Source organism: Streptomyces sp. NPDC014006, assembly GCF_043088925.1.
Lineage (GTDB): Bacteria > Actinomycetota > Actinomycetes > Streptomycetales > Streptomycetaceae > Streptomyces.
On sequence record NZ_JBICAJ010000013.1, the window covers coordinates 236,614 to 257,743 of the forward strand.

Genomic DNA, 21,130 nt, shown 5'->3' on the forward strand with positions numbered 1-21,130 from the left:
CCGGAGTCCGTGCCCCATGAGGCAGGAGGACCCGGGAAGTGTTCACCGGAATCGTCGAAGAGCTGGGCGAGATCACCGCCGTCGAGACCCTCGACGACGCCTGTCGCTTCCGGCTGCGGGGGCCCGTCGTCACCGAGGGCGCGAAGCACGGAGACTCCATCGCCGTCAACGGCGTCTGCCTCACCGTCGTCGAGCACGAGGGTGACGAGTTCACCGCCGACGTCATGGCGGAGACCCTCAGCCGCTCCGGCCTCGGCGCCCTCACCGTCGGCTCCCGGGTCAATCTCGAACGCCCCATGGCCGTCGGCGACCGCCTCGGCGGTCACATCGTGCAGGGCCACGTGGACGGCACCGCCGAGATCCTCGACCGCAAGCCCTCCGAGCACTGGGAGATCGTGAAGATCTCCCTCCCCGCCGACCTCTCCCGCTATGTCGTCGAGAAGGGCTCCATCACCGTCGACGGCATCAGCCTCACCGTCGTCGACGCCGGCCCCGACTACTTCACCGTCAGCCTCATCCCCACCACCCTCGCCCTGACCACGCTCGGCCTGAAGCAGCCTGGCGACCCGGTCAACCTCGAGGTGGACGTCGTCGCCAAGTACGTCGAGCGGATGCTCGGCGACCGCCTGCCGGGGGCCGGCCGATGAACTGGATGAACTCCGAGGCCTTCACCCTCTTCGGTCAGCACATCATCTGGTCGGACATGGTCGGCAACATCCTCGGTCTGATCACCCTCGCCCTCGGCTGGCGCCGCTTCGTGTGGACCTGGCCGGTGCAGTTCCTGTCCGGGCTCGTCCTCTTCGGCGCCTTCTACGGCCACCTCACCGGCAGCGCTGGCAAGCAGGTCGTCGTCATGGTCGTCGCCCTGTACGGCTGGTGGCAGTGGCAGCGCGACCGGGACAAGGGCGACGACGGCCGGATCGCCGTCCGGTTCGCCACCTGGAGCGAGCGCGGCGCGATGCTCGCCGCGGCCGCCGCCGGCACCGTGGCCGTAGCCCTGCTCTTCACGGCCTACCCCCAGCTCTCCTGGGACCCGTGGCCCGACGCCTACATCTTCGTCGGCACGATCGTCGCCATGTACGCCCAGGCCAAGGGCATGGTCGAGTTCTGGTTCGCCTGGCTGCTCGTCGACCTCGTCGGCGTCCCCCTGAACTTCGCCAACGGTTACGCCTTCTCCGGATTCGTCTACGTCATCTACGGCGCGCTCGTCCTGTGGGGCATGCGCGACTGGTGGCTGCGCTCCCGCCGGAACGCGCAGCCCGCCCTGGAAGGAGCGCCGGCATGAGCACCGCACCGATCCTGTACTCCACCGACGGCGTCGAGGACTTCTCCCTCGACCCCATCGAGCAGGCCATCGCCGACATCGCCGCGGGCCGCCCGGTCGTGGTCGTGGACGACGAGGACCGCGAGAACGAGGGCGACCTCGTCATCGCCGCCGAGAAGGCGACCGAGGAGATCGTCGCCTTCATGATGAGCGAGTGCCGCGGCCTGATCTGCGCCCCCATGGAGGGCGACGAACTGGACCGGCTCGAACTGCCGCAGATGGTCCAGGACAACACCGAGTCCATGAAGACCGCCTTCACCGTCTCCGTCGACGCCTCCGGCGCCCACGGCGTGACCACCGGCATCTCGGCGTCCGACCGAGCCACCACGCTCCAGCTGCTGGCGAGCGGCACCGCCGAGCCCACCGACCTGGTGCGTCCGGGCCATGTCTTCCCGCTGCGCGCCCGGTCCGGCGGTGTGCTGGTCCGCAACGGCCACACCGAGGCCGCCGTCGACCTCGCGCGCCTCGCGGGTCTGCGCCCGGCCGGCGCCATCGTCGAGATCGCCGGCGAGGACGGGCGCATGCTCCGCCTGCCCGAGCTGATCCCCTTCGCCCGCAAGCACGGCCTGACGATCATCTCCATCGAGGACCTGATCGCCTACCGCCGCTCCAGCGAGCCCACCGTCCGCCGCGAGGCCGAGGTCCACCTGCCGACCGCGCACGGCGCCTTCACCGCCTACGGCTACCGCTCCACCGTCGACGGCGTCGAACACGTCGCCCTCGTCCACGGCGAGATCGGCGACGGCACGGACGTCCTGGTCCGGGTCCACTCCGAGTGCCTCACCGGCGACGTCTTCGGCTCGCAGCGCTGCGACTGCGGCCCCCAGCTCGAGGCCTCCCTGGAGCGCATCCACAGCGAGGGCCGGGGCATCGTCGTCTACCTGCGCGGACACGAGGGCCGCGGCATCGGCCTGATGTCCAAGCTGCGCGCCTACGAACTCCAGGAACGCGGACGCGACACCCTGGACGCCAACCTCGAACTCGGACTGCCCGCCGACGCCCGGGACTACGCCGCCGGCGCGCAGATCCTGACCGACCTGGGCGTGCGGAGCGTCCGCCTGATGACCAACAACCCCGACAAGACCGACGCGCTGCAGCGGTACGGCATCGAGGTCACCGGCCGGGTGCCGATGGCCGTGACGGCCGGCGAGCACAATCTGCGGTATCTGCGCACCAAGCGGGACCGGATGGGGCACGACCTGCCCTGGCTGGACACGGCACCCGCGACCACCTGCGGCAACCAGTAAGAAACGGCACTGAGGAGAGACGTGAGCGGCAAGGGCGCACCGGAGCTGTCCGTACGCAATGTGGGTGACCTGCGGGTCGCCGTCATCGCGGCGCAGTGGCACGAGAAGGTGATGGACGGCCTGGTGGACGGCGCCCTGCGCGCCCTGCACGAGATGGGCATCGACGAGCCGACCCTGCTCAGGGTCCCCGGCAGCTGGGAGCTGCCGGTGGCGGCCAAGGTCATGGCCGAACGCGGCTACGACGCGGTCGTCGCCCTCGGCGTCGTCATCCGCGGCGGCACCCCGCACTTCGACTACGTGTGCCAGGGCGTCACCCAGGGCCTGACCCAGGTGTCGGTCAGCACCGGCGTCCCCGTCGGCTTCGGCGTGCTCACCTGCGACAACGACGAGCAGGCCCTGGACCGGGCCGGCCTGGAGGGCTCCAGCGAGGACAAGGGGCACGAGGCGGTGACGGCGGCGGTCGCCACCGCGGCCACGCTGCGCTCAGTATCTGAACCGTGGCACTAGGCCGTGCGGCACACCGCGTAGAGTGGGCGGCACCATGTCCAAGAAGACGTTCGAGGAGCTCTTCACCGAGCTCCAGCACAAGGCCGCCCACGGCGATCCCGCCACCTCCCGCACCGCCGAGCTGGTGAGCAAGGGCGTCCATGCCATCGGCAAAAAGGTCGTCGAAGAGGCCGCCGAGGTCTGGATGGCCGCGGAGTACGAGGGCAAGGAGGCGGCGGCCGAGGAGATCTCCCAGCTGCTGTACCACCTCCAGGTGATGATGGTCGCCCGGGGGATCTCCCTCGACGACGTCTACGCCCATCTGTGAGCCGGATCGCCGCCAGAGCCGTAAGACCGCTTACAAACCCCTTCACACAAAGGAAGCCGACCTCATGCTGCGCATCGCCGTCCCCAACAAGGGTTCACTGTCCGGCCCTGCGGCGGAGATGCTGCATGAGGCCGGCTACCAGCAGCGCCGCGAGTCCAAAGAGCTGCGCATCGTCGACCCGGAGAACGACGTCGAGTTCTTCTACCTCCGGCCCCGCGACATCGCGATCTACGTCTCCTCCGGCATGCTCGACATCGGCATCACCGGCCGTGACCTGCTGATCGACTCCAGCGCCGACGCCGAGGAGATCCTGCCGCTGGGCTTCGCCCGCTCCACGTTCCGCTTCGCCGCCAAGCCGGGCGCGGTGGCGAGCCTCGCGGACCTCAAGGGCAAGACCGTCGCCACCTCCTACGAGGGAATCGTCTCCCAGTACCTGGCCGACCAGGGCGTCGACGCGGCCGTCGTGCACCTCGACGGCGCCGTCGAGACCGCCATCGAGCTGGGTGTCGCCGAGGCCATCGCCGACGTCGTCGAGACCGGCACCTCGCTGCGCAACGCCGGCCTCGAGGTGTTCGGCGAGCCGATCATGAAGTCCGAGGCGGTCGTCATCCGCCGCACCGGCGCCGACGCCGACGAGCCCAAGGTCCAGCAGTTCCTGCGCCGCCTCCAGGGCGTCCTGGTGGCCCGCACCTACGTGATGATGGACTACGACATCCGCGCCGAGCACCTCGAGGAGGCCGTCGCGGTCACCCCCGGCCTGGAGGGTCCGACCGTCTCGCCGCTGCACAACGAGGGCTGGGTCGCCGTCCGCGCCATGGTGCCGACCAAGGAGGCCCAGCGGATCATGGACGACCTGTACGCCATCGGCGCGCGGGCCATCCTGACCACGGCCATCCACGCCTGCCGGCTCTGAGCGGCGGCCGCACCCGTCGCCTGTGTGGGATCTTCCTGACATGTCCGATCTGCCTTCCCTTCCCGTCACCTTCCGGCCGGCCCGCACCCGGGTCGTCCTGCTCACCGCCGGTGTCGTGATCTTCGTCGTGATCTCCACGGTCGCTCTGCTGCTGGAGCAGCTCAGCCCGGGGGAGAAACTCAGCTTCGTGGTCACCGGGGCGCTGCTCCTCGGCGTTCTGGTCTGGCTGTCGCGGCCCAAGGTCGTCGCCGACGAGTCCGGCGTCACCGTGGTCAACTTCGCCAGCACCCGCCGCCTGGAGTGGGCGGAGATCCTCAAGGTGAACCTGCGCACCGGCGACCCCTGGGTGTTCCTCAACCTCAGCGACGGCACCAGCCTGCCCGCCCTCGGCATCCAGCCCGGCATCAACAAGCAGCGCGCCATCGCCGACGCGAACACCCTGCGGGCGCTGGTCGAGGCCCGGTCCATCACCGACCCCGACGCCTCCGGCGACGCCGACGGGCGGCTCTGAGTCCGGTCGGGGGACCGTTCGGGCGAAGATCAGGGGCCAACTCGGGGTCGTCCACCCTGCCGTAGTGCCCCACCTCTTGATTAATCTGGGGGCGGAGGCGTTTTTCGCTGCGCCCCGCCCCTGCACGCCGCCCGGCGTCCGGGGCCCCTGCTATCCGAGGAGTGACCCTCTCCGGCGATGGACGGATCGTCCTGTAGTACCTGCGCCGCCCCCTGCCGACATACCGCGGCCCCGCGCCACGGGCACCCGCAGGTGGCGGCATCATGACCACCCCCCTGCTGCTCCTGGCAGCCGCGTTTCTGCTGATCCTCGCCAACGGCTTCTTCGTGGCCGCCGAGTTCGGCCTGGTCACCGTGGAGCGTCCGGAGGCCGAGAAGGCCGCCGCCGAAGGCGACAAGCGCGCCCGTACGGTCGTCGACTCCCTGAAGGAACTGTCCTTCCAGCTCTCCGGCACCCAGCTGGGCATCACCATCACCTCCCTCGTCGTCGGCATGCTCGCCGAACCGGCGCTGGCCCGGCTGCTGCGCGGTCCCTTCACCGCGATCGGCATTCCCGAGGGCGCCGTCCCCGGGGTCGCGGTGGTCGTCGGCATGCTGCTCGCCTCCGCCGTGCAGATGGTGATCGGCGAGCTGGTGCCGAAGAACTGGGCCGTCTCGCGCCCGCTGCAGGTCGCGCGGTTCGTCGCCGGCCCGCAGCACGTGTTCTCGCGCCTGTTCCGGCCGGTGATCGCCGCCCTGAACACCGTCGCCAACCGGCTCGTACGGGCCCTGGGCGTCGAGCCCACCGAGGAGCTGGCCTCCGCCCGCACCCCCGGGGAGCTGGTCTCCCTGGCCCGGCACTCCGCTCAGGCCGGAGCGCTGGAGCAGGACACGGCCGATTTGTTCGTCCGGACGCTGTCCCTCGGCGAGCTGACCGCGCAGCACGTGATGACGCCGCGGGTGAAGGTGAGCGCGCTGCAGGCGTCGGCGACCGCGGAGGACGTCGTGAACCTCACCCGGGCGACCGGGCTGTCGCGGTTCCCCGTCTACCGGGAGAAGATCGACGAAATCGTCGGCATGGCGCATCTGAAGGACGCGCTGGCCGTGCCGGTGCACGACCGGCTGCGCACGCCGGTCAGCCGGATCGCGCGGCCCGCGCTGCTGGTGCCGGAGACGCTGCCGGTGCAGCCGCTGCTGGCCCGGCTGCGCAGCGAGCAGCCGATCGCGGTCGTCGTCGACGAGTACGGCGGCACGGCCGGGGTGGTCACGCTGGAGGACATCGTCGAGGAGCTCGTAGGCGAGGTCCGCGACGAGCACGACGTGCACGATCTGCCGGAGCTGGCGCCCGCGCCGCCGGAGGACGGGCGGCCCGCCTGGGACGTCGACGGCAGCTGCCGGGTCGACGTGCTGCAGCGGGTCGGTTTCGAGGCGCCCGAGGGGCCGTACGAGACCGTCGCCGGGCTGGTCGCCGACCTGCTCGGGCGGATTCCGGCGCCGGGGGACAAGGCGGAGCTGCCCGGCTGGCGGCTGTCCGTGCGGCAGGTGGGGCACTACCGGGCCGAGCGGGTGCGCCTGGTACGGACCACGCCGGCCGTGAACGTGATGGAGGCCGTGCGATGAGCCTTCTCCAACTCCTGTTCGCGGCGCTGCTCGTGCTGACCAACGGGTTCTTCGTGGGCGCCGAGTTCGCGCTGGTCTCCGTGCGCCGCAGCCAGATCGAACCGCTCGGTACCGCCCGGGCCCGGCAGGTGCTGTACGGGCTTGAGCACTTGCCGCAGATGATGGCCGCGGCGCAGTTCGGGATCACGGTGTGCTCGCTGACGCTGGGCGCGGTGGCCGAGCCGACGGTTGCGCATCTGCTGGAGCCGGTGTTCGCGTGGGTGCGGATGCCGGAGGGTGTGATCCATCCGCTCGGGTATGTGATCGCGCTGGCGGCGGTGGTCTTCTTCCATCTGGTGATCGGGGAGATGGTCCCGAAGAACCTCGCCATGGCCGCGCCGGAGAAGGCCGCGCTGTGGCTGAGCCCGGGGCTGGTGGCGTTCGCGCGGCTGTGCAAGCCGATCACGGTGTCGCTGGGGGCCTGTGCGAAGGGCATCCTGCGGTTGTTCCGAGTGGAGCCCAAGGACGAGGTCGAGGCCGTGTTCACCAGTGAGCAGCTCAACCGGCTGGTGGAGGACTCGGGGCAGGCCGGACTGCTCGATCCGGAGGAGCAGGAGCGGCTGGAGGACGCGCTGGAGCTGGGGTCCCGGCCGGTGACCGACGTGCTGCTGAAGCGGGATCTGCTGGTGACGGTGCCGCCGTCGGTGACGCCGGGGCAGATCGTCGAGCTGACCGCTCGGACCGGGTACTCGCGGTTCCCGGTGGCGGCGGAGCGGGGGTCGGTGTTCATGGGGTACGTGCACGTCAAGGACGTGCTCGATCTCGAGGACTCCGAGCGGGCCGTGCCGCAGCAGGTGTGGCGGCCGATGACGACGCTGCGGGCGGAGCTGCCGCTGGACGACGCGCTGACGGTGATGCGGCGGGCGGCCACGCATCTGGCGCAGGTCGCGGACGGCTCGGGGCGCGTGCTGGGGCTGGTCGCCCTGGAGGATGTGCTCGAGTTGCTGGTGGGGGAGGTGCGGGATCCGGCGCATCGCGCTGCGGCGGCGGAGCAGGTGTTGGCGTCGTAGGCTGCGTGGTCGTCTGCGGGTTTCGTTGTGGTTGCTCGCGCCGTTCCCCGCGCCCCTTTCAGGCCTGCGGCGGCCCGTTGCTGTCCGGTGGCCGGTTGCTGTTGCGCCTGCGGTGCGTTGTGGGTCGGGGCCGGGGTGGGGGGGTGTCCGACCTCGGTCCGGCCGGCCGTTTCCGTCGGCGGTGCTGTGTCTCGGTGCCGGCCGCTGCGGGCGGACACCCCCCACCCTGTCCCCTTCCCGCGCGGGCGGCTGCCGGCCGTCATCTGGCTTACGACCTGGTCCGCGATTGAGGTTTGGGTGTGCGCGGAGCACCGGCCGCATCAGGGCCTCAGCAGTCCGCCCACCCACCAGTCGTGCGGCTTGCCATCGTTGGCGATGCCGCGGTTGCGCAGCGTCCCTTCGACGGTGAAGCCGAGCTTCTCGGCGACGGCACGCGAGCCGGTGTTCCCGGCCATGGCCCACCACTCGATGCGGTGCACGTCGAGCGTGGCCCAGCCCCAGTCGCACAGGGCCCGGGCGGCCTCCACCGAGTACCCGCGTCCGCGCTGCTCCTTGACCGCCCAGTAACCGAGTTCCCAGACGCCGCGGCTGACGAGGGTCAGGCAGTACGAGCCGACCAGGGCGCCGGTGTCCTTGCGGAAGGCGCCGAGGGTGTAGTCCCTGTCCTCGGCCCACTGAGTGGGCAGCTTCTCGCCGACGAGCTCCTCCGCGTCCGCACGCCGGTACGGCACCGGCACCGGGGTGTAGAACTGGATGTCCGCGTCCTGGCAGGCTTCGTACACCGCGTCCACATCGGCAGGTGTGAAGGCCCGCAGCACCAGACGGTGGGTCTCGAGAGTCACTGGGTCCATCGCGGCAGTATGACCACCATCACACACGGCGACCAGCGAATATCCCGACCCCGAGTCGGAGCCGCACCCCCCATCGATCGCGGACCGGGCGCGCCGGGTGCGTGGGCCGTCCTGGCGGCGGCTAGCGGGCCGACGGGTCCTGGGGGCCGCGGCCCGAGAGGACCTCGCCGTACGCCTGCATCAGGTCCGCGAGGCGTAGCGTGGCCAGGTCGTCGCGGGACAGGGGGGCGGCGTAGGCCGACAGCCGTAGATCCCGGTACGCGCAGCTCTTCTCGTACAGCGTCCGCAGAAAGCGGCCGTTGCCGAGTTCGTCGATCCAGCCCTGTTCGACCACGTGCCCGGCGATCGAGCGCAGCTCGTCGAGGGCCTCCTCGTCCCACAGGTCACCGTTCTCCGCGGCGAGGACCTTGCCGATCTCGGTGAGTTCGAGGGGCCGGTAGGAGGGGAAGTCCACGCGCGTGGTGAAGCGGGAGGACAGGCCGGGGTTGGCCGTGAGCAGGCGGTCCATGCCCTCCGGGTATCCCGCGAGGATGACGACGAGGTGGTCGCGGTTGTCCTCCGCCCGCTTCAGCAGGACCTGGAGCGCCTCGTCGCCGTACGCGTCGCCCTTGCCGTAGCCGGAGTTGGAGAGGGAGTAGGCCTCGTCCACGAAGAGGACGCCGCCGAGGGCCGAGTCGATCAGTTCGTTGGCCTTTACGGCCGTCTGGCCGAGGTATTCGCCCACCAGGTCCGCCCGCTGCGCCTCCACCAGGTGGTCGCCGCCGAGCAGGCCCAGGGCGTAGAACACGCGGCCGAGGATGCGGGCGACGGTGGTCTTGCCGGTGCCCGAGGGGCCGGAGAAGACGAAGTGCCGCTTGGGCGGCTGGACCGGCAGGCCCTGCCCGGCGCGCAACCGGGCCATGTTCAACTGCGCCGAAAGCGCCTTGACTTGGCGTTTCACGGGCTCCAGGCCCACCATGCGCTCCAGCTCGGCGAGCGCCTCCTCCAGTAAGGCGGGGTCGGTCGGGCCGGCCGGCAGGGGCGACGACACGGTCGTCTTGTGGCGCACCACCGGGTTCACCGCCGACGGCACCGGGGGCACGTCCAGGTCGGTCAGTCTCAGGTCGCGGCCCTCGGTGCCGAAGAGCGGGTCCAGGCCGTCGGGGCCGTCCGCGCCGTCCTGGCCGGTCCCGGTGAGGGTGACCGCCGCGAGGTCGGCCGGGTCGGTGGTGACGTCGTAGCCGTCGCCCTCGGCGATCGCCGCCAGCCGGGCCGAGGTGTCCATGAAGGCCGGGTCGACACGGTGCACGGCCCGGTACAGGGGGAGCGCGGCGGCGGAGCGACCGGTGCCCTCATGGGCGCGGGCCAGCCAGTAGCGCAGCTCCTTGCGCTGCGGCTGCTCGCTGCGGCAGCGCATCAGGGCGGTCGACAGGAGCGGTTCCGCCTGGCCGTACATCTCCAGGCGCACTCTCGCCATGCCGCCGAACAGGCCCGCCTCGATGCCGAGGAGCGGGTCGTCCAGGAGGGGGTCGGTGTGGCGGACCAGCTCCTCCCAGTCCTTGACCAGATAGGCGCGGCAGGCGTGCAGGAAGCGGACCTGCGGGTCGGTGTCCACGGGGGGCAGGCCGGCCAGGGCGCGGTCCAGTTCGGGGACGTGGCGGCCGTCCAGCCAGTGCGAGGCGTGGGCGAGGAGGAGGTCGCGGGGGGTTTCCAGGACGGGCTGCACCCACCAGCCCAGCCAGTACCAGGAGTTGAGGGTACGGCCGTGCCGGGTGCGCTGCTCGCCGAAGCGGTCCCGGTGGCGGTACATGCGCAGCAGGGCGGTGGTGGTGTCCACGCGCAGCGCGTGCAGGCCCAGCCAGCCGTCGGCCATGCCGGGATCGATCCGCACCGCGGTGCGGAACTCCTCCTCCGCCTGCGGGTAGGCGCCCATGGTGTAGGCGTCCACGCCTCGCAGCCAGGCGAGGTCGGCCGGGGGCTCGGGGCCCTGCGTGCCGAAGTCCATCACGTCCCCCACAAACCGTGCCCCCGCCGATGCCTGGTTCGAACCGCTGTGCCGCGGACCGGAGTTGCAGGTGCGCGAAGCAGCGTCCGTAGGGCGCACCGAGGGCATCGTACCCATGGGTCGGTGGTGGGCCGAAGGGTATGGCACCGGCTGTTTGGGGAGGTGGGAGCACACTGGGCGCACGCGGGCCGGTCACCGAGAGTGAGTGAACGGCGCCTCACTGCGGCCGCGCGCGGGTGTGAGGGCAGAACGAAGCCCCCGGTCACGGGGGAACAACCAGGGGCTTCGCGTCGAAAGGGCGGCTTCGTTTGCCGCACATTGAGAACGTAAGTCCTGTACGGTCCGCCGGTCAAGCGGAGTTGAGGCGCTCGGACAAGTTCCCGCGCAAGGGTTTTCACGGGTTCACCACATCGCAGATGGCCCGTCGCTGTGCGTGATGTCATGGTCCTTGACGGCCGTCGTACCAGGCCCCGGCAGCACCTCGTATCCCTTGGCCAACTGACGTACCAGAAGGTGCGCGTGAGGCCGGGAGGGGTCCTGGGTGAAGTGCCGTTCCTCTGCCTCGACCCATCCGCTCCAGAAGTCCTCCTGCTCCGCTCCGTCCCGTTGCCTGCCGCGCTCCCACGCCTCCTCGCGCGGCAGGTCCAGCCACAGCAGGCACGCGAGGTAGGGGCGCAGGACGCGGCGGCCGGCGCCGACTCCCTCGATCAGCACGAGCGGGGCCGGTGCGAGCGGCCGCGGCGCGCCGAAGCGCCGGGCGCGCCAGTCATAGGGCGTGTAGTGCGCCGTCTCGCCCCGGCCGAGCGGTTCGATCACCTGGCGGTGCAGCCGGTCCGTCCAGGCGAACGGTTCCGCGTGGCTGGCGATGTCGTCCAGGTGCAGTATCGGGGCATCGTCCAGGGCCCGCGCCAGCCGGCCGGCGAACGTCGACTTGCCGGAGCCGGCGTGTCCGTCGACGCCGACCAGACGCACCGGGCCGCAGGACGGGGGGAGCCGGCGCAGATGGGCGGCGAGCTGGTGCAGGGTGTCGGGCATCGTCCGGTGGTGGTTCGGGGGCTGGGGCGGTGGCGGGGAGAGTGTACGGCCGCCGCCGCCCAGGTCATGCCAGGGGTGTGGACCAATATTGGTGCCGCGGCATGCCCGTCGGGTGCTGGCCAGTGCCGCCCGCTGCGGTCATAGTGGGGCCCACTGCCGCACGGACCTGCCTGCCCCGACTCGCATCCCTGGGGGTCTTCCGCCCATGAGCAGAGCCGAACAGCCTTCCCGCAGAACCCTGCTGGCCGCCGCGGTCACCGCCGCGGTGGCCGGTGGTGCCGCCCCGGTCCTGGCCGCCGGCGGCGCGTCCGCCGCCGGTCGCGCCATCCCGGGCCGGCCGATCGACCACCGGTCCTGGACCACGTACACCGACTGGCGCGGCGGCACCGACCGCGGCACCCGGGCCGTCGCGGGCGTCCGCCCCGGCCTGGTCATCGGCGAGGCGGCCGGAACCACCGACTACACCGACCCGCACACCGGCACCACCTCCCGCTGGGAGTACGCCACCTGGACCTCCCCGGTCCACCGGCCGGCCGTCCCGGCCACCGAGGCCGTCGCCTCCTGGAACGCCCGCACCCCCGCCGGCACCTGGATCCAGACCGAACTGCAGGGCACGTACTCCGACGGCACCGCCACACCCTGGTACGTCATGGGCCGCTGGGCGGCCGGTGACCAGGACATCCGGCGCACCTCCGTCGACGGCCAGACGGACGGCAGGAGCAGCATCTGGACCGACACCTTCTCGATCGACGACCCCGCCTCCGGCCTGCGGCTGGCCTCCTACCGGCTCCGGCTCACCCTGTACCGCCGCCCGGGGCTGCAGGCCACGCCGACGGTGTGGCGGCTCGGCGTCATGGGCTCCGACATCCCCGACCGTTTCACGGTCCCCGCGTCCAGCCCGGCCATCGCCCGCGAACTGGCCGTCCCGCGCTACTCGCAGGAGATCCACAAGGGCCAGTACCCGGAGTACGACAACGGCGGCGAGGCCTGGTGCAGTCCCACCTCCTCGCAGATGATCATCGAGTACTGGGGCGGCCGGCTCTCCCCGGAGCAGCTGGCATGGGTCGATCCGTCGTACGCCGATCCGCAGGTCTGCCACGCGGCCCGGTACACCTATGACTACCAGTACGCCGGCTGCGGCAACTGGCCCTTCAACGCCGCCTACGCGGCCACCTTCCCGGACCTGCAGGGCGTGGTCACCCGGCTCGCGTCGCTCACCGAGCTGGAGACGCTGATCGCGGCCGGCATTCCGGCCATGACGTCCCAGTCCTTCCTCAAGAGCGAGCTGACCGGGGCCGGTTACGGCACGTCGGGGCATCTGATGACGGTCATCGGCTTCACGGCCGACGGCGACGTCATCGCCAACGACCCGGCCTCGCCTGACGACGCGGCGGTACGCCGGGTCTACCTGCGCCGGGAGTTCGAGAACATCTGGCTGCGGACCAAGCGGTACAACGCCTCCGGCAAGGTCGCCTCCGGCACCGGAGGCGTCTGCTACCTGTACTTCCCGGCCCGCCCGACCCCGCGGCAGCGGGCCGCGCTCGCGGCGGTGGGCGTGCGCTGAGCCGCCCTCGACGGCCCCGGGGAGCCTCCCGGGGGCCGTCGTACCGGCGAATGCTGTGACCAACCTCTCCGCCACAAAGCGGTCGTTCGGTGGCATGGTGGACGATCGGCGGGGGACGAACCCGCACGGACGACCACAGTGAGACGACGCCATGACCGCACACACGGCCACCGCCCCCCGCGCCCGCACCGGCGGCCCCCGCGACGACGGCCCCACGATCCTGGAACACGCGATGGGCTGGGTGCTCGTCGTCGTGCTCGCGATGCTCGTCACCCAGCTCGGACTGCTCTGAACCGACCGTCGCACCAAGGGTTCTCGCGGCTCGGACGAGTGTGATCTGAGGCATACCCGACCTGCCATACTGCGGCATGTCCGCCGCCCGCAGGAACCCAGGGTCGACCTTGAACCTCAGCCACCAGCCCGCTGCTGCCACCGTTCCGGGACCCCGCGGCACGGAGCGCTCGCTGGCGCGTCGCGCCGAACTGATCGCCATCGGGCGCCGGCTGTTCGCCGACACCTCCTACGACGCCCTGTCGATGGACGACATCGCCCGCCAGGCCCACGTCGCCAAGGGGCTGATCTACTACTACTTCCGGTCCAAGCGCGGCTACTACCTGGCCATCGTCCAGGACGCGGTCGCCGACCTGGTCGCCTTCGCCGCGAGCGGCGCCGACCTGCCCGCCGTGGACCGGGTGCACCGCACCATCGACGGCTATCTGCGCTACGCCGAGCAGAACCAGGCCGCCTACCGCACCATCGTCAGCGGCGGCGTCGGCTTCGACACCGAGGTGCACGCCATACGCGACTCGATGCGCGAGGCGATCATCCTCACCATCGCCGAGGGCGCCTACGGCCGCACCGACCTGGCCCCGCCGGCCCGCATGGGCCTGCTGTCCTGGGTGTGCGGCGTCGAAGGCGCCACACTCGACTGGGTCGATCGCCCCGAGCTGTCCCGGGACGTGATGCGCGACCTGCTGGTGAGGACGCTGGGGGGCGCCCTGCGCGCCATCGAGGAGATCGAGCCGGCCTGCCCGGCCCCCCAGCCCGCCCGCTGCGACGGCTGACGCCGGCGGCGGTGCGCCCCGTTTTCCGGCCCCGCGGGAGGGTCCCGGATTTTTCTTGAAGTAAGCGGTCGTTAACTGGTGACGCGACCCCTTGAATCGGGCATACTCACAGCGCACAGCCGCTGGTCAGCACGGTTCCGAGACCCGGAAACGCCCGCCCCGACCGGCACCAGGAAGACCCGGCGGAGCCGCCCCCAACCCCGGGCGCACGTCCGCCGATGTGCCCGACAGGGAGGAGAGCGTCGCCATGCCCGACCGCGCCCCGCAGCCGGTGGACCGTCTGCTGCCCACGGAGGAGGCCCGGGATCTGATCTCGCTCGTCCGTGACATAGGGCAGCGCGAGATCGCCCCGAAGGCGGCCGAGGAGGAGGACGCCGGACGCTTCCCCCGCGAGGTCTTCTCCCTCCTCTCCGAGTCAGGACTGCTCGGCCTGCCCTACGACTCCGAGTACGGCGGCGGCGACCAGCCGTACGAGGTCTACCTCCAGGTGCTGGAGGAGCTGGCCGCGGCCCGCCTCACCGTGGGCCTCGGCGTCAGCGTGCACACCCTTTCCTGTCACGCCCTCGCGACCTTCGGCAGCAAGGAGCAGCAGGTCGAGCACCTGCCCGCGATGCTCGGCGGCGGGCTGCTCGGTGCCTACTGCCTGTCCGAGCCGGCCTCCGGGTCCGACGCGGCGTCCCTGCGTACCAAGGCCGTCCGGGACGGCGACGGCTGGGTGATCACCGGCACCAAGGCCTGGATCACGCACGGCGGGGTCGCCGACTTCTACACGGTCATGGCCCGCACCGGCGAGGAGGGCCCGCGAGGGATCACGGCCTTCCTGGTTCCGGGGAACGCCGAGGGGCTGAGCGCCGCGGCGCCCGAGAAGAAGATGGGCATGAAGGGCTCGCCCACCGCCCAGGTCCACTTCGACGGCGTCCGTGTCGGCGACGACCGGCGCATCGGCGAGGAGGGCCAGGGCTTCACCATCGCCCTGTCGGCCCTGGACTCCGGCCGGCTCGGCATCGCGGCCTGCGCCATCGGCGTGGCCCAGGCGGCGCTCGACGAGGCGGTGACCTATGCGACCGAGCGACGGCAGTTCGGCAAGCCGATCGCCGACTTCCAGGGCCTGCGCTTCATGCTCGCCGACATGGCGACCCAGATCGAGGCGGGCCGGGCGCTGTACCTGACCGCGGCTCGGCTGAAGGACGCCGGCCGGCCGTTCGCCAAGCAGGCGGCCATGGCCAAGCTGCACTGCACCGACACGGCGATGAAGGTCACCACCGACGCCGTCCAGATCCTCGGCGGCTACGGCTACACGGCCGACTTCCCGGCCGAGCGGTTCATGCGGGAGGCCAAGGTCCTGCAGATCGTCGAGGGCACGAACCAGATCCAGCGCATGGTCATCGCCCGTCACGTCGCGGGGCCCGAAACCCGCTGAGCGCCGGGTCGACGGGGCGGCCACGTGGTCGGGCGGGACCGGGTCCGTGGTCGGGTCCGGTGAACGCCGCGTTGCCTGCCGGGTCCCGGTTCGGGTTCGGGTAAAGGCCGCGTGCCCTGGCGGGACCCGGTTCGGTCTTGCCCGGTCGCCTCCCGTGCCGGGGGACGGTGTCCGCGTGCCCTCCGGTGCCAGGGGTCGGTGCAGGCCGCGTGGCCCACCGCGCCGGGGTTCACTGAAAGCCGCGGGCCCGCCGGTTCGGGCTCGGTGAGACCGATGGGCCTGCTGAGCCCTGGCTCGGCGAGGCCGCATGGCCCCTGCGCGCCGGCTCGGCGAGCCCCGCTGAGCCCGGCTCCCTCTGCCCCCGTCGCCGGCTCAGCCCGGGTCGCCCGGGCCGCGGGAGCCGCCGAACTGGCCCGGCCGGACCAGCGGGGCCGCCAGCCTGGCCCATTCCGGGTCGTGGCGCCCCGGCAGGGTGCGGCCGCCCTCCGCCCACACGCGCAGCACGGCGCGGTAGATGGGCGGGTTCGGATGCTGCGGCGGCGCCAGAGGAACCGATTCTGCGGGTGGCGGCACGAAGAGGCGCCGCTCATGCCCGGTCGTCGCGTACGTGCGAGTCATACCCGGGCAACGCGGCGGCGGTCCGCCAGGTCACCGGCCTACGGAATCGGGCGTGAGTTCGCGCGGGGCGCCGTCCATCGTGGTCACGTGAGTGACCGCCAACATCCATGCGGCCAATGTGCGTTGACCGAACGGCCGCCGTAGGTGCCCGCTGCCGGGCGAAGACCCGCAACCGCTCGGGTCACCGCACACCGACCAGCGCCACGGCGCTCTCACGGCCGTGACGCAGGTCGGGACGGGTGAATTCAGGCGGCGCGCCGCATCGTCGCGACGCGCATCGGGCGCGAGCCCGGGCCGCCGACGTGCGAGAAGGGCTGCGTCCGCCAGTCAAGCCCCTGAGGGAGCGTCAACAGCAGGGCCGTGTCCTGCTCCTGGGGCGCGAACGACTCGTCCGCGGGCCGGGCGTCGGACGCCCTGCGACCCGTGCCGGCGCACACCGTGAGCCCGAACGGGTTCCACGGCGAGGCGCACAGCGCGTGCTCCGGCAGGACCTCCTCGTCCGCCAGCAGGGCGATGGGCTGCGCGCAGTCCGGGCAGATCACCCGGTACATCTCGAAGGTGTCGTAGGCGTCGAACTCCTCGCCGTCGTCGAAGGCGTCGGGTTCGACGCCCTCCGGCTCGGGCTCGACGACGATCTGCTGACGCTTGGGCACGGAGCGACCAGGGCGCTTAAGACTCTGCATGGGATTCTCCCCCTCGGGCTGGGCCGTGAAGGCGCTGCGGCCTCGACCACAGCAAGCACTTCCCGCCCGCTCCGGGGGGTAATCACGAGACCATCACGGGAACCGTTCGAAGCGTGTGGCGTTCGTCACATGCCGTATGCGGCTGACCGGGAGCGGGCCGTGTGCCGCCCGGATGGCGCACGGACGGCCGACCGTGAGGTCACGAACCGGGTATGACCTGGGCTTGGGAGGTATCCGAGGAGATCACCCGCCCTGTAGGTTTCTGCGTCATGGAGGAGCTGGACCGTCAGATCGTGCAGCTGCTCGTCAAGGACGGGCGGATGAGCTACACCGACCTGGGCAAGGCCACGGGCCTGTCCACGTCAGCCGTGCACCAGCGCGTGCGCCGGCTGGAGCAGCGTGGCGTCATCCGCGGTTACGCGGCCGTCGTCGACCCGGAGGCCGTCGGGCTGCCGATGACCGCGTTCATCTCGGTCAAACCGTTCGACCCCAGCGCGCCCGACGACATCGCCGACCGGCTGGCCGGCGTCCCCGAGATCGAGGCCTGCCACAGCGTCGCCGGCGACGAGAACTACATCCTGAAGGTGCGCGTGGCCACCCCGCACGAGCTGGAGGAGCTGCTCGCCCGGGTCCGCTCGCTGGCCGGCGTGTCCACCCGCACCACGGTGGTGCTGTCCACGCCGTACGAGGCACGGCCGCCGCGCATCTGACCCCACCTGGGTGCGAAGCGGTCCGGGCCAGGCGCGAGACTGTTCCCCATGAGTGAGCGCACCCCCGAGCCGCAGACCGTCCTGCTCCGCCGTGGCGAGGTCCACACCCCCGCCGACCCCTTCGCCACCGCCATGGTCGTCGAGCGCGGCCAGGTCGCCTGGGTGGGTTCCGAGGGCGCGGCCGACGCCTTCGCGGACGGCGTCGACGAGGTGGTCGACCTCGACGGCGCCCTGGTCACCCCCGCGTTCACCGACGCCCACGTGCACACCACCGCCACCGGCCTGGCGCTCACCGGCCTGGACCTGTCCGGCGCGCCCTCGCTGCAGGCGGCCCTGACCGCCGTACGGGAGTTCGCGGCCGCCCGGCCGCACGACCGGGTGCTGCTCGGGCACGGCTGGGACGCCGCCCGCTGGGCCGACGGCCGCCCGCCCACGCGCGCGGAGCTGGACGAGGCGACCGGCGGACGCCCGCTGTACCTGTCGCGCATCGACGTCCACTCCGCCGTCGTCACCACCGCCCTGCTGGAGCTGACCCCCGGCCTCGGGGCCGTGGACGGTCCGCTGACCGCCGACGCCCACCACGCCGTGCGCGCCACCGCCCTCGGCGCGATCACGTCCGGGCAGCGTGCCGAGGCCCAGCGCGCCGCCCTCGCGCACGCCGCGTCCCTCGGCATCGGCTCCGTCCACGAGTGCGGCGGCCCCGAGATCTCCTCCGAGGACGACTTCACCGGCCTGCTCCGGCTCGCCGCCGAGGAGCCGGGCCCGCGGGTCGTCGGCTACTGGGCGGAGGTGGACGTCGCCAAGGCACGGGAGCTGGGGGCGCTCGGCGCCGCCGGGGACCTCTTCGTCGACGGCGCCCTCGGCTCGCACACCGCCTGCCTGCACGAGCCGTACGCCGACGCCGCCCACACCGGCACCGCCTACCTCGACACCGACGCGGTCGCCGCCCATGTCGTCGCCTGCACCGAGGCGGGCCTCCAGGCGGGCTTCCACGCCATCGGCGACGCCGCGGTGACCGCCGTGGTCGAGGGCGTGCGCGTCGCCGCGGAGAAGGTCGGCCTGGCCCGTGTGCGGGCCGCGCGCCACCGAGTCGAGCACGCCGAGATGCTCACCCCGGAGAACATCGCCGCCTTCGCCGAGCTGGGCCTGACCGCCTCCGTGCAGCCGGCCTTCGACGCGCTGTGGGGCGGCGAGGACGGTATGTACGCCCGGCGCCTGGGCGCCGAGCGGGCCCGCACGCTGAACCCCTTCGCCGCGCTGCTGCGCACCGGCGTCCCGCTGGCCTTCGGCTCGGACAGCCCGGTCACGCCGCTGGACCCGTGGGGCACGGTCCGCGCCGCCGCCTTCCACCGCACTCCGGAGCACCGCGTCTCCGTCCGCGCCGCCTTCACCGCCCATACGCGCGGCGGCTGGCGGGCGATCGGACGCGACGACGCGGGCGTCCTGGTGCCGGGCGCACCCGCCGACTACGCCGTGTGGCGCACCGGCGCGCTCGTCGTCCAGGCCCCCGACGACCGCGTCGCCCGCTGGTCCACCGACCCGCGCTCGGGCACCCCCGGTCTGCCCGACCTCACGCCGGGCCGTGACCTGCCCGTCTGCCTGCGGACGGTGGTCGGCGGCCGCACGGTGTACGTACGGCCGGGCGAGTGATCTACGGCGGCCGGGCGGCGGACCGCAGCCATCGCCTCACCGCCGGTCTGTCGTGGGCTGACCTGCGCTTTGACGCCGTCACCGCAGGTCGAACGGCTGTTGACAGGCGGCGCCCCGGGGCCGATAGGTTCGGCGGAGTCCACCACCGGACGCCCGGAGCGGGAAACGTTCACGCACGTGCCGCAGCGCCGCTGGGTCAGGGACGGTGCACCCGGATCGGGGGCACCGCCACTGGGAGCCAGGCTCAGCGCGGCGCCGGCGAGGGAACGTTCTGGCCGCACCGGGGAGGTGTGACCCGGGTGGGGCCCGGGCGCTCAGTAGACAACGGCTTTGGGTCGATCCGCAGCCAGCGGGTCCCAGGTCGGCCCGAAGGGCGCCGGGCCCCCATCCGCCGCACGCGCGCGTGCCGACGGCCCCGAAACCTTCGCTTCTACCCCGAGTTTCCTCTTTGGACACCACCATACGAACGTCCTGTCACGTCATCGCAGGCCGCGGCCACTATGGTGGTCCTCTGCGTACGGACATGAAGGGGCAGCAGTGAACGACGGCGACGGGACTTTCGAGGCGAAGGCCCAGGGGAGGAAGTTCGGTCCGCTCGGCACGGCCTTGGTGATCATTCCGACCTACAACGAGGCGGAGAACATCAAGAGCATCGTCGGCCGGGTGCGGCAGGCGGTTCCCGAGGCGCACGTTCTCGTGGCCGACGACAACAGCCCGGACGGCACCGGCAAGCTGGCGGACGAGCTGGCCGCCGCGGACGACCACGTGCACGTGCTGCACCGCAAGGGCAAGGAGGGCCTCGGCGCCGCCTACCTGGCGGGCTTCCGCTGGGGGCTGGAGCACGGCTACGGCGTGCTGGTCGAGATGGACGCCGACGGCTCCCACCAGCCCGAGGAACTGCCCCGCCTGCTCACCGCGCTCAAGAGCGCCGACCTGGTCCTCGGCTCGCGCTGGGTGCCCGGCGGCCGCGTGGTCAACTGGCCGAAGTCCCGCGAGTTCATCTCCCGCGGCGGCAGCCTGTACTCGCGGCTCGCGCTCGACCTGCCGCTGCGGGACATCACCGGCGGCTACCGGGCCTTCCGCCGCGAGACCCTGGAAGGGCTGGGCCTGGACGAGGTGGCCTCGCAGGGCTACTGCTTCCAGGTGGACCTGGCGCGCCGCGCGATCAAGGCCGGCTACCACGTCGTCGAGGTGCCGATCACCTTCGTCGAGCGGGAGCTGGGCGACTCCAAGATGAGCCGCGACATCCTCGTCGAGGCGCTGTGGCGGGTCACGGCGTGGGGCGTGGGGGAGCGCGTCGAGAAGCTCACGGGGAAGGCGAAGCCTGCCAGGCCGTCGGCGGGTGAGCCGGGTGAGCCTCCTGCGGGCGGGAACGCCTGATCAGGCTCTTATCCGGAGCTGAGCCGGGGCCAGGCACACTGGAGACATGACGACTGGCGCTCCGACCTCTTCCTCCTCCCGCCCCTCCGGCCGGCCCCGCCGCTCGCGGCTGCGCGCCGTCCTGCCGCTGGGGATCGCCGCGTGGCTGGTGCTGGAGATCTGGCTGCTGACCGTCGTCGCCGGCGCGTCGAGCGGGCTGGTGGTCCTCCTGCTGCTGCTCGCCGGCGTCGTGGCCGGTGCCGCGGTGGTCAAGCAGGCGGGGCGGCGCGCCTTCCAGAACCTCAACGAGGCCCTGCAGCGGGGCGGCTCCCCGGCGCAGCGCAGCGGCAACGGCTTTCTCATGCTGGCCGGCCTGTTGCTGATGATTCCAGGGCTGATCTCGGACGCGGTGGGCCTGCTTCTGCTGGTCCCGCCGGTACAGAAGGCCGTCGGCCACTACGCCGAGCGCACCGTGGACCGCACCCTGCGCGCCGCGGGCACGGGCGGCTTCGGTGACGTCTTCCAGCAGGCCCGTATCCACCGCCCCGACGGCAAGGTCGTCCAGGGCGAGGTCATCCAGCACGACGAGCCGGGCGACACGCCGCAGGAACGCCGCCCGCCGCTGACGCACTGAGCCCTGGGGCAGCCCCTGCGCGGGCGCGCACGCACAACAGACCGCGGGCGCCGTACGTCGAAACGTACGGCGCCCGCGGTCAGTAATGTGCGCTGTGAACCG

Annotated in this window: 22 protein-coding genes; 17 read left to right on the plus strand and 5 right to left on the minus strand. The window is 72.1% G+C overall.

What is annotated here, in order from left to right:
* Positions 1 to 38: 38 nt before the first annotated feature.
* The 9 genes from ACF1GV_RS35190 (at position 39) to ACF1GV_RS35230 (ending at position 7,456) form a co-directional block, all read left to right on the plus strand.
* Complete coding sequence (locus tag ACF1GV_RS35190; protein WP_391689245.1) at positions 39 to 647, plus strand: riboflavin synthase; 609 nt, start codon at positions 39 to 41, stop codon at positions 645 to 647.
* Positions 644 to 1,285, plus strand: coding sequence for a nicotinamide riboside transporter PnuC (locus ACF1GV_RS35195; protein ID WP_391689248.1), 642 nt, complete (start codon positions 644 to 646; stop codon positions 1,283 to 1,285). The genes ACF1GV_RS35190 and ACF1GV_RS35195 overlap by 4 nt, the downstream gene beginning before the upstream one ends.
* The gene (locus ACF1GV_RS35200) at positions 1,282 to 2,571 is read left to right on the plus strand and encodes a bifunctional 3,4-dihydroxy-2-butanone-4-phosphate synthase/GTP cyclohydrolase II (protein ID WP_391689251.1); all 1,290 of its coding nucleotides are present in this window, start codon (positions 1,282 to 1,284) and stop codon (positions 2,569 to 2,571) included. Before ACF1GV_RS35195 ends, ACF1GV_RS35200 begins: the two co-directional genes overlap by 4 nt.
* 21 nt (positions 2,572 to 2,592) lie before the next feature.
* Positions 2,593 to 3,078, plus strand: coding sequence for a 6,7-dimethyl-8-ribityllumazine synthase (gene ribH / locus ACF1GV_RS35205; protein ID WP_363265085.1), 486 nt, complete (start codon positions 2,593 to 2,595; stop codon positions 3,076 to 3,078).
* A 34-nt stretch (positions 3,079 to 3,112) separates the two neighbouring features.
* Positions 3,113 to 3,385, plus strand: coding sequence for a phosphoribosyl-ATP diphosphatase (locus ACF1GV_RS35210; protein ID WP_363265086.1), 273 nt, complete (start codon positions 3,113 to 3,115; stop codon positions 3,383 to 3,385).
* Positions 3,386 to 3,449: 64 nt separating this feature from the next.
* Complete coding sequence (gene hisG / locus ACF1GV_RS35215) at positions 3,450 to 4,298, plus strand: ATP phosphoribosyltransferase (protein WP_391689255.1); 849 nt, start codon at positions 3,450 to 3,452, stop codon at positions 4,296 to 4,298.
* Positions 4,299 to 4,338: 40 nt separating this feature from the next.
* Positions 4,339 to 4,809, plus strand: coding sequence for a PH domain-containing protein (locus tag ACF1GV_RS35220; protein WP_391689258.1), 471 nt, complete (start codon positions 4,339 to 4,341; stop codon positions 4,807 to 4,809).
* Between the two features lie 263 nt (positions 4,810 to 5,072).
* The gene (locus ACF1GV_RS35225; RefSeq protein ID WP_391689261.1) at positions 5,073 to 6,407 is read left to right on the plus strand and encodes a hemolysin family protein; all 1,335 of its coding nucleotides are present in this window, start codon (positions 5,073 to 5,075) and stop codon (positions 6,405 to 6,407) included.
* Positions 6,404 to 7,456: a hemolysin family protein gene (locus tag ACF1GV_RS35230; RefSeq protein ID WP_391689264.1), complete on the plus strand. Its 1,053-nt coding sequence runs from the start codon at positions 6,404 to 6,406 to the stop codon at positions 7,454 to 7,456. The genes ACF1GV_RS35225 and ACF1GV_RS35230 overlap by 4 nt, the downstream gene beginning before the upstream one ends.
* Before the next feature lie 320 nt (positions 7,457 to 7,776).
* Here the strand turns inward: ACF1GV_RS35230 and ACF1GV_RS35235 are convergent, their stop codons facing one another.
* The 3 genes from ACF1GV_RS35235 to ACF1GV_RS35245 all read right to left on the minus strand — a co-directional run bounded on the left by ACF1GV_RS35235 (position 7,777) and on the right by ACF1GV_RS35245 (position 11,326).
* The gene (locus tag ACF1GV_RS35235) at positions 7,777 to 8,307 is read right to left on the minus strand and encodes a GNAT family N-acetyltransferase (protein WP_391689267.1); all 531 of its coding nucleotides are present in this window, start codon (positions 8,305 to 8,307) and stop codon (positions 7,777 to 7,779) included.
* Positions 8,308 to 8,428: 121 nt separating this feature from the next.
* Positions 8,429 to 10,291: an AAA family ATPase gene (locus ACF1GV_RS35240; protein ID WP_391689270.1), complete on the minus strand. Its 1,863-nt coding sequence runs from the start codon at positions 10,289 to 10,291 to the stop codon at positions 8,429 to 8,431.
* 402 nt (positions 10,292 to 10,693) lie between these two features.
* Entirely contained in the window at positions 10,694 to 11,326 is a 633-nt protein-coding gene (locus ACF1GV_RS35245; RefSeq protein ID WP_391689273.1) for a uridine kinase, read from the minus strand.
* Between the two features lie 205 nt (positions 11,327 to 11,531).
* Here ACF1GV_RS35245 and ACF1GV_RS35250 point away from each other — a divergent pair, with 205 nt between their 5' ends.
* The 4 genes from ACF1GV_RS35250 (at position 11,532) to ACF1GV_RS35265 (ending at position 15,374) form a co-directional block, all read left to right on the plus strand.
* On the plus strand, positions 11,532 to 12,890 hold the full coding sequence (locus ACF1GV_RS35250) for a peptidase C39 family protein (protein ID WP_391689276.1): 1,359 nt from the start codon (positions 11,532 to 11,534) through the stop codon (positions 12,888 to 12,890).
* Between the two features lie 151 nt (positions 12,891 to 13,041).
* Entirely contained in the window at positions 13,042 to 13,182 is a 141-nt protein-coding gene (locus tag ACF1GV_RS35255) for an SCO1431 family membrane protein (protein ID WP_363265095.1), read from the plus strand.
* 109 nt (positions 13,183 to 13,291) lie between these two features.
* Positions 13,292 to 13,954, plus strand: coding sequence for a TetR/AcrR family transcriptional regulator (locus tag ACF1GV_RS35260; RefSeq protein ID WP_391689279.1), 663 nt, complete (start codon positions 13,292 to 13,294; stop codon positions 13,952 to 13,954).
* Between the two features lie 247 nt (positions 13,955 to 14,201).
* Positions 14,202 to 15,374 carry an acyl-CoA dehydrogenase family protein gene (locus tag ACF1GV_RS35265; RefSeq protein WP_391689281.1) on the plus strand — a complete coding sequence of 391 codons (1,173 nt, stop codon included), beginning with the start codon at positions 14,202 to 14,204 and terminating at the stop codon, positions 15,372 to 15,374.
* Positions 15,375 to 15,746: 372 nt separating this feature from the next.
* Here ACF1GV_RS35265 and ACF1GV_RS35270 read toward each other — a convergent pair whose 3' ends face one another.
* Together ACF1GV_RS35270 and ACF1GV_RS35275 are read right to left on the minus strand one after the other, a co-directional pair.
* Positions 15,747 to 15,992, minus strand: coding sequence for a hypothetical protein (locus tag ACF1GV_RS35270; protein WP_391689284.1), 246 nt, complete (start codon positions 15,990 to 15,992; stop codon positions 15,747 to 15,749).
* Positions 15,993 to 16,237: 245 nt separating this feature from the next.
* Positions 16,238 to 16,675, minus strand: a complete 438-nt coding sequence (locus ACF1GV_RS35275) for a hypothetical protein (RefSeq protein ID WP_391689287.1) — start codon at positions 16,673 to 16,675, stop codon at positions 16,238 to 16,240.
* Positions 16,676 to 16,944: 269 nt separating this feature from the next.
* Here ACF1GV_RS35275 and ACF1GV_RS35280 point away from each other — a divergent pair, with 269 nt between their 5' ends.
* The 4 genes from ACF1GV_RS35280 to fxsA all read left to right on the plus strand — a co-directional run bounded on the left by ACF1GV_RS35280 (position 16,945) and on the right by fxsA (position 21,028).
* A complete protein-coding gene (locus ACF1GV_RS35280; protein ID WP_006136660.1) occupies positions 16,945 to 17,385 on the plus strand; it encodes an Lrp/AsnC family transcriptional regulator in 441 nt (146 codons plus the stop codon).
* A 48-nt stretch (positions 17,386 to 17,433) separates the two neighbouring features.
* Positions 17,434 to 19,035 (plus strand): amidohydrolase, encoded by a 1,602-nt coding sequence (locus ACF1GV_RS35285; RefSeq protein WP_391689290.1) that lies wholly within the window; start codon positions 17,434 to 17,436, stop codon positions 19,033 to 19,035.
* A gap of 537 nt (positions 19,036 to 19,572) precedes the next feature.
* A complete protein-coding gene (locus ACF1GV_RS35290) occupies positions 19,573 to 20,415 on the plus strand; it encodes a polyprenol monophosphomannose synthase (RefSeq protein ID WP_391689292.1) in 843 nt (280 codons plus the stop codon).
* Positions 20,416 to 20,461: 46 nt separating this feature from the next.
* Entirely contained in the window at positions 20,462 to 21,028 is a 567-nt protein-coding gene (fxsA, locus tag ACF1GV_RS35295) for an FxsA family membrane protein (protein ID WP_391689295.1), read from the plus strand.
* The last annotated feature ends 102 nt before the right edge of the window (positions 21,029 to 21,130 follow it).

Excerpts from the sequence above, each read along its gene's own strand:
- ACF1GV_RS35220 (WP_391689258.1), top strand. The coding sequence starts at position 4,339 with ATGTCCGATCTGCCTTCCCTTCCCGTCACCTTCCGGCCGGCCCGCACC.
- ACF1GV_RS35275 (WP_391689287.1), bottom strand. The coding sequence starts at position 16,675 with ATGCAGAGTCTTAAGCGCCCTGGTCGCTCCGTGCCCAAGCGTCAGCAG.
- ACF1GV_RS35210 (WP_363265086.1), top strand. The coding sequence starts at position 3,113 with ATGTCCAAGAAGACGTTCGAGGAGCTCTTCACCGAGCTCCAGCACAAG.
- ACF1GV_RS35245 (WP_391689273.1), bottom strand. The coding sequence starts at position 11,326 with ATGCCCGACACCCTGCACCAGCTCGCCGCCCATCTGCGCCGGCTCCCC.
- ACF1GV_RS35195 (WP_391689248.1), top strand. The coding sequence starts at position 644 with ATGAACTGGATGAACTCCGAGGCCTTCACCCTCTTCGGTCAGCACATC.
- ACF1GV_RS35285 (WP_391689290.1), top strand. The coding sequence starts at position 17,434 with ATGAGTGAGCGCACCCCCGAGCCGCAGACCGTCCTGCTCCGCCGTGGC.
- ACF1GV_RS35280 (WP_006136660.1), top strand. The coding sequence starts at position 16,945 with ATGGAGGAGCTGGACCGTCAGATCGTGCAGCTGCTCGTCAAGGACGGG.
- ACF1GV_RS35270 (WP_391689284.1), bottom strand. The coding sequence starts at position 15,992 with ATGACTCGCACGTACGCGACGACCGGGCATGAGCGGCGCCTCTTCGTG.
- ACF1GV_RS35255 (WP_363265095.1), top strand. The coding sequence starts at position 13,042 with ATGACCGCACACACGGCCACCGCCCCCCGCGCCCGCACCGGCGGCCCC.
- ACF1GV_RS35230 (WP_391689264.1), top strand. The coding sequence starts at position 6,404 with ATGAGCCTTCTCCAACTCCTGTTCGCGGCGCTGCTCGTGCTGACCAAC.
- ACF1GV_RS35265 (WP_391689281.1), top strand. The coding sequence starts at position 14,202 with ATGCCCGACCGCGCCCCGCAGCCGGTGGACCGTCTGCTGCCCACGGAG.
- ACF1GV_RS35250 (WP_391689276.1), top strand. The coding sequence starts at position 11,532 with ATGAGCAGAGCCGAACAGCCTTCCCGCAGAACCCTGCTGGCCGCCGCG.
- fxsA (WP_391689295.1), top strand. The coding sequence starts at position 20,462 with ATGACGACTGGCGCTCCGACCTCTTCCTCCTCCCGCCCCTCCGGCCGG.
- ACF1GV_RS35240 (WP_391689270.1), bottom strand. The coding sequence starts at position 10,291 with ATGGACTTCGGCACGCAGGGCCCCGAGCCCCCGGCCGACCTCGCCTGG.
- hisG (WP_391689255.1), top strand. The coding sequence starts at position 3,450 with ATGCTGCGCATCGCCGTCCCCAACAAGGGTTCACTGTCCGGCCCTGCG.
- ACF1GV_RS35200 (WP_391689251.1), top strand. The coding sequence starts at position 1,282 with ATGAGCACCGCACCGATCCTGTACTCCACCGACGGCGTCGAGGACTTC.
- ACF1GV_RS35235 (WP_391689267.1), bottom strand. The coding sequence starts at position 8,307 with ATGGACCCAGTGACTCTCGAGACCCACCGTCTGGTGCTGCGGGCCTTC.
- ACF1GV_RS35225 (WP_391689261.1), top strand. The coding sequence starts at position 5,073 with ATGACCACCCCCCTGCTGCTCCTGGCAGCCGCGTTTCTGCTGATCCTC.